General features: G+C 63.2%; 5 protein-coding genes and 1 pseudogene. 1 reads left to right on the forward strand and 5 read right to left on the reverse strand.

What is annotated here, in order from left to right; all coding sequences use genetic code 11:
• Positions 1-13: 13 nt before the first annotated feature.
• The 5 genes from PKD06_RS18245 to PKD06_RS18265 form a co-directional block, all read right to left on the reverse strand.
• Positions 14-856 carry a hypothetical protein gene (locus tag PKD06_RS18245; protein WP_324382652.1) on the reverse strand — a complete coding sequence of 281 codons (843 nt, stop codon included), beginning with the start codon at positions 854-856 and terminating at the stop codon, positions 14-16.
• Positions 853-1,188: a hypothetical protein gene (locus PKD06_RS18250; protein ID WP_324382654.1), complete on the reverse strand. Its 336-nt coding sequence runs from the start codon at positions 1,186-1,188 to the stop codon at positions 853-855. Before PKD06_RS18250 ends, PKD06_RS18245 begins: the two co-directional genes overlap by 4 nt.
• On the reverse strand, positions 1,164-2,150 hold the full coding sequence (locus tag PKD06_RS18255; RefSeq protein WP_324382656.1) for a DUF4365 domain-containing protein: 987 nt from the start codon (positions 2,148-2,150) through the stop codon (positions 1,164-1,166). Before PKD06_RS18255 ends, PKD06_RS18250 begins: the two co-directional genes overlap by 25 nt.
• Before the next feature lie 305 nt (positions 2,151-2,455).
• Complete coding sequence (locus PKD06_RS18260; protein WP_324382658.1) at positions 2,456-3,385, reverse strand: DUF2493 domain-containing protein; 930 nt, start codon at positions 3,383-3,385, stop codon at positions 2,456-2,458.
• 304 nt (positions 3,386-3,689) lie between these two features.
• Positions 3,690-4,721, reverse strand: coding sequence for a toprim domain-containing protein (locus tag PKD06_RS18265; protein WP_324382660.1), 1,032 nt, complete (start codon positions 4,719-4,721; stop codon positions 3,690-3,692).
• 292 nt (positions 4,722-5,013) lie between these two features.
• Here PKD06_RS18265 and PKD06_RS18270 point away from each other — a divergent pair.
• Positions 5,014-5,095, forward strand: a pseudogene (locus PKD06_RS18270) (AbrB family transcriptional regulator); the annotation flags it as partial.

Below are 5,095 nucleotides of genomic sequence, written 5' to 3' on the forward strand. Positions count from 1 at the left end.
GATCACGCGGCGGCTACATTCCTGTATGATGAGCGCGCCCTGCTGGCCGTCCGCTATCGCGCACGGGACGAGGTATACTCGCTTGCCACCCCGCTGATAATGCCGCAGCTCGGATGCGGCGAATGCGGCCCGTGCCCTTATAATAGAGCGTGGTGAGCAGGTTCCACGTCCGTCCCGCCTCATCTTGTATCTTGCGCTCAACGCTCTCCTTCACCTTGCGGGGGATTTTTGCGCTCTCATCGACCACGTCTTCCCAAACGATCTGGATAGGAAAGTTCAGCGGCATCGCCCGCGCCTTGAGAAGTCCGCGGAAATTAGGTGCGTCGGAGCCGCCGGCATCTTCCTTTTCCGTGGTGCCGTCTTCGTCGGTCCGCGCATTCCACACGCGTTCGATCAACGCGACAGGTAGCGCGACGATGGCCACATCGGGCCGCTCCCCGCTGTCGTCGAGCGATTGCAACTCGGCGAGGATCGCTTCGACGGCCACTTCGACGGCCTTCGCGTGATCGCGCTCTTTGATGATCTTCTCGATTTGGGCCTTGCTAAGGGCGCGTGTCGCGCTTTGAGCGACATCGAATTCACACCGGAAGGGGTTGCGATTCCGGAGCCCCGGAAAATTGGGGTGCAGGTTCGGATGCGTCGCTGAATCGGATTCAAACCCGTCGGCAGCCTTCTTCAGAAAGCGCTGCGTTGATTCCACCGATTTTGCGTCCCCCACGACTCCGACCCGAACCTTGTCGCCGAGAGGCGCTTGAAGAGGCCCGGCCTCGGTGAGGCCCAACCGCGGGTCCGCATGGCTGTGCCCGTCGCCAAATTCGAGCTCGGGCTCGTCGAAGATCTGGCTTTCGAACTTCATGAGATCAACTCCGCTTGCGCGGCGGATGATTTTGTTTTCGCCCTGGGTTTGACCCACACATCTTCGGGCACGGTGGTCGGCAGGTCGATTTCCGGATACGGTTCGAAGCGTAGTATCGGGACCGGCAGGGGTTCTGTCGGAGCGAACAGGCCGGAGTCCTGGCGCTCATACTCGGTGAGCAGGCGATGCCACATGATCACCTGGCCGCGCAGCGACGCGTTGTTATCGAGACGCTTTTTGCCGGAGAGGAGCGCATGCGGATACGAATGCCGCTGAAGACCATCTGTCGTGAAATAATAGGTCGGGTTCACCATAAGGAACCATTGATCCATAAGGCATTCGAATTTCGGCGCGAAGGCGTGATGACGAACGAACGATACGTTTTCAGGGGCCTTCGGGTTGCGCGAAACATTGACGACATAGGCCTGAGTTTTGTTTTTGGCCGATTGATAGGGATAGGTGCGAGTTTCGTTGCGTTCGAGTGCTCTGAAATAAAAGATTTTATCTTCCTTATCTCAGGCGATATCTTTGTCGTACTGGTGGCGCAATGTCTGGCGAAGCAGGAACGCGAAATTGTTTTGCTCGTCCAAATCTTCGTGGAAGGCGAGCAGGCGCGTCTCAATCGCCTCGACTTGATCGAGATCGACAATCGCCTTGGTCGAATGTTCCCGGGGATCATGGAATGACCAGAAGTTCCCGTCCCGGATCGTCCAATCGAACCGTGGCATTTCCTGTTGATTGTAGAGTTCCGTAATCGCCCTTTTGCTCTCGAAGGGGGAGCTGGCAACGAAGATTTCGCCGGAAGCACGACGGGCAACAGATTGACGAGCGCCGTCTCGCCACCTCTCAGCGGTGGAACGTAGTAGCCGAAGCCAGCTTTGGGAACGGTGAGGGCGGCCAGGCAGTCGACGGAATCGCGGTTCAGGGCATCGGTCGATTTCGAAAACTGTAGCCGACGCTGTTCCGGTCCGGTGCGAACATCAACCGATTTCCAGAAGAAGCTGTTGTCGCTCTCGCGGTACAGAACGATGATGACAGGCAGGTTGGAGTTTCTCCAATAGTCGAGATCCCTTGTCTCCAGCAGATAGAAAAAGCCCGCATCGTTCTCCGACGTGTAGGCTCCGCTGCGTGTCGATTTGACCTGCACGGCGATCATTTTGGCGGAGGGCTCTCCGTCGATCATTACCTCGGCAATACCGTCGATGCCTGCCTCGAGTCTCGAACGAGGATCAAACTGAAAGCCGATGGCAAGGAAGCGCGTCCGGGTGGCGGCCTCTCCGAGTTCTCCGATCAACTGGTTGTCTGTGATCCGTTTGGGCGTATGCCCAGCATAGAACATTGTGGGAACAAAGCGTAGTGGATTTTGCTGGCGCTATGGGTATCAAACCACCGCCCGGTTCTTCAATCCCCAGCAATCGAACCGTGCGCCGCCTTTTGCTCCGCGTTCCCTGCTCGAGCCGCAAGCTCCGGATGGTTGTTGGAAGACGTCGCGGCGAATGTCCGGAGTCTGGCGATCACCTGCTGTCCGGTTCTGGCGCGTTCCGGGAGGCCAAATATCTCCCGGCAGAATCTTTGGGGCTCATCATGGCGTCTGCATCATCAGACGCAGTTCGCCCCGAACCGATAGACCGGGATGCCGAGCTTGCGGGCCTTGGCGGCGAGGTTGTCCTGGATGCCGGTGCCGGGGAGGATGATGACGCCGATCGGCATGATCGCGAGCATCTGGTCGTTGCGCTTGAAGGGTGCGGCCTTGGCGTGTTTGGCCCAGTCCGGCCTGAAGGCGATCTGGGGCACCTTGCGATGACTGGCCCATTTCGCGGCGATCAGTTCGGCCCCCTTGGGCGAGCCGCCGTGCAGGAGCACCATGTCGGGATGCTTCGCGTGGACCTGATCGAGCATGGCCCAGATCAGGCGATGGTCGTTGAATTCCGCGCCGCCCGTGAAGGCGACCTTCGGCCCCGGCGGCAATAGGAGCTGTGTGTCCGCCTGCTTCCGGGCGGCCAGGAAATCGCGGCTGTCGATCATCGCCGCGGTAAGGTTGCGATGGCTGACCAGGGAGCCGGCGCGGGGACGCCAGCCTGATCCGGTATGGCGCTCGAACTGCTCGGCCGCCTCGTCGCGCATCAGCTCGAAGGCGTCCCGTCGTTCGATGAGCGTCCGTCCCTGATCCGTGAGGCGCTCGAGCTTGACGGATTGGACCTCGCTGCCATCCCGCTCCTGCTGTGATCGACGTTGCGCCTGCTCGTTGTCGTCGAGCTCGCGCTCGAGGCGATGGGCGGCACGGTGGAAGAGATTGACGGTGGACCAGAGGAGATCGTCGAGATCGGGCTCGAGGCGGGTATCCGCCAAGGTCGAGACCAGGGCGTCGAAGATGTCGGCGATGGCGCCGGCGACGCGGTGCTCGTCGGGCAACGGGCGAGGGTCGGGCTCGTCCGTGAAGGGGCGATAGCCGTGGAGCTGAAGCTCCTGGAGAACATGGTCGGTCGGGGATGAGGTGTGCGGCGGTTCGAACACGTCGTGCTGGCTCATGGGATGCTCCGTCGGCTGGACCGCGCCCTCGCGGCCTTCGTGGCGGACGAAGCCGGCGGGCGGGCCGGACCTGCACCCGGAGCGAAGCGGAGGGCCGCAGCGTCAGCGGAGGATGGCGAAGGCAGGCGATTTTGCCTCGCGATGGAAAGCGGCGGCTCGCCGCGCCGGAAAATCGTCGGCCGCAGCCATTGCCGGTCCGGTCCGCTTGCCGGCCGATCGCTCTCTCGAAGGCCAGGGCGCGATCCTCTCCGAAGGCTGCGGCTTGGCAGCAACGCCAGTGACGCGCCGCTCCTTCCCCTCCCGGCTATGCCGTCAGGGTCATGAAGCGGGCGACATCCTCCGGGGCGAGCTGAACCCGCACGGTGGCCTCGAGTGCCCCGATGCCCAAGATGCGCAGATCCTCGTTGAAGTCTCCTCGGATCGGGGAGAGCACGATGGCCTCGATCCCGGCCGCGTTTGTCCGCTTGATCAGGCTGTCCCGCGCTCCGTCGCCGGCGGGATCGTTGTCGTGAGCGATATAGAGCCGCCGCAGGCTCGTCGGGAACAGGATGGCGGCGAGATGGGCAGCCGAAAGAGCGGCCACCATCGCCATATGCGGCACTGCGCATCGGAGTGACAGCACGCTCTCGATGCCTTCGCCGGCGGCCATGACCTCGTTCGGCAGGCCGAAACGGACCGCGTGAGCGAGCAGGTCGCCCATCGCCTTCCGCGGCCTATCGATGGCGGCCTTGCCGGAGCCGTCCGGCGCCAGCCAGGTCCGGTGCGCGCCCGTGATCCGGCCGCCGAGGTCGGTGACGGCGCCAATCATGGCGGGCCGGGGCTCGGTCGGGCCGTGTGCACCGGGCCGATAGTAGCAGCGCGGATGGAAGCGCAAGGCTCCGGTTCCGTGCAAAACCGTGATGCCGCGATTGCGGAGATACGTTTCCACGAGCGTGCCGGCGATCGGTCGCGACATGGCCACGAGCCGCCGGGCCGCCTCGGCCGAACCTGACGGTGCAGGTCCACCCGTGCCGTCCAGCGGGGTCCCGAGTTCAGGGGGCGGCAGGGCCAGGAATGCCCGGGCTTCCTTGGCGACGTCGGTGAAGTCGACCAGCCCAAGGGACTCGCGGATCACATCGAGGAGATCACCATGCTCACCGGTGGCCGCATCGGTCCATTTGCCGGCCGGCCCCTTCGGGGAATCCCGCAGACGCACGAACATCGAGCGGCCCGGCGTGTTGCGGGCATCGCCAACCTGCCAGTAACTGCCTTGGCGCCGACCCGCGGAGAGATAGCGGCGGCACACCGCCTCGGCACGATCGGCAAGGTGCCGGGCCAGATCATGCGGGGTCGCCATGACGGCCTCCAAAAAAGAGGCCGGCCGTCGCCGGCGGGCCAGTTGAGGAAACGGGAAGGCTTTCACTCTGCCGCAATCGCGTGGGGTTTCCCTGCGGCGTCTTCACTGTCGGCGATCCCGACCATTTCGCCCATGGCCGTTATGCCGTCCTTCGCCGCCGTTTCCGCGACGGCTGGTGTCCGGGGCGGCTCACATCCGTCCCAGCCACACTCTCCCTCTCGGGGCACGAACTTGAACGCGAGGCCGCCGCGAATTATCTTACGCTCGTCTTACATCTGGCAGGGTCAGGCCGATGGCCGGCGCCGAGAAGCTCACCACTACCGTCTCCACCAAGGGGCAGGTCATCCTGCCCAGCGTCATCCGCCAGCGGCGCG

The organism is Enterovirga sp., assembly GCF_035325185.1.
Classification (GTDB): domain Bacteria; phylum Pseudomonadota; class Alphaproteobacteria; order Rhizobiales; family Beijerinckiaceae; genus Enterovirga.